This window comes from Metasolibacillus meyeri, from assembly GCF_003049505.1.
GTDB classification, from domain to species: domain Bacteria; phylum Bacillota; class Bacilli; order Bacillales_A; family Planococcaceae; genus Metasolibacillus; species Metasolibacillus meyeri.
The window spans coordinates 1-1,063 of sequence record NZ_PYWN01000267.1 but is presented as its reverse complement, the minus strand read 5'-3'; the positions used below and the strand labels follow the sequence as shown (position 1 = coordinate 1,063).

Genomic DNA, 1,063 nt, shown 5'->3' with positions numbered 1-1,063 from the left:
GTGCGAAAGTGGTTGCCTTGCGGGCGAATTTCACTTTTTAACGGGCGAAAATGGGCGGTTTGCGGGCGAATTCACCTGTCTTACGGGCGAATCGTTACTTTTGAACTAGACATTTCAAAAACACTTGCTCCATCGCCTTTTCTTTCAACGAATAAATCAACTGGATTTTTTATTATTCAAAAGTATTTCCGACTTTCTATACAACCCCATAATCTTAATCAAACTTTAATACAAATTATCAATCATTTTTATAAAGCTATACCTCGACCTAGCGCGCCTTATTATTAATCTTTAGTTGACATATGGGCATAGCCGCTTCCACAGCGATTACCATCAATGCTAGTTTTAAACTTTCTATACAAATCATCATAGAAAAAAGCCTAGAAGCACCCATATAACTGAGTTCTCTAGGCCTTAAAACTATGTTGTCATTTAAAAGCATATGGTTGCTTATTCTCCTGGGTATTTTTTCGAATAATATTCAAACCCTTGCGAATCTTTAATTATTCGCGGTCCTACTTTTTCAAATTCTAATGTTATATCATCATTAAGTTTTATGTAATATTTTAACCCGTCTGCTGTTATCTCAGCATTTTCATATATTTTTTCGAATCTTGCATGGGGTTCGGCTGCTTCTTTTTCTAATACCGTATCTAAAGCCGTTGTATCTGTCGGTAGTTCCTTAAGCCATATCCCACTAATCATTACACCTTCATCTGTCCAAGTAATTAATTGATTCAGTTTATTTTGGTAAATAATATTATAAAAATCCGATGCATCTACTTCCATTTCATCTTCTGCCATTTCTCCATTCATATTAGTTTGCTTTTCATCATCACAAGCAGTTAAAAAAGCACTTAACAGTAAGGCTGGCAAAATAATCAAGTATTTTTTCTTCATGGCTCTATTCCTCCCTTCTCAATATTGTATACGTTTCAAAATATAGAAGGTTTCGGAAGATTTGATTAATTGTTAAATTTATAGAAGCCCCTTTTTAAACAAGCTCCTATTTTGAGTTTAATTGTGCGAAAGTGGTTGCCTTGCGGGCGAATTTCACTTTTTA

2 protein-coding genes are annotated in these 1,063 nt (G+C 34.5%); one reads left to right on the top strand and one right to left on the bottom strand.

Annotation, left to right across the window (positions count from 1 at the left end; all coding sequences use genetic code 11):
- The coding region (locus C9J34_RS22570) for a hypothetical protein (protein WP_238600759.1) at nt 1–288 on the top strand (288 nt) is incomplete at its 5' end.
- Between the two features lie 162 nt (nt 289–450).
- Here the strand turns inward: C9J34_RS22570 and C9J34_RS21560 are convergent.
- Nucleotides 451–900 carry a hypothetical protein gene (locus tag C9J34_RS21560; protein ID WP_107842202.1) on the bottom strand — a complete coding sequence of 150 codons (450 nt, stop codon included), beginning with the start codon at nt 898–900 and terminating at the stop codon, nt 451–453.
- Between the last annotated feature and the right edge of the window lie 163 nt (nt 901–1,063).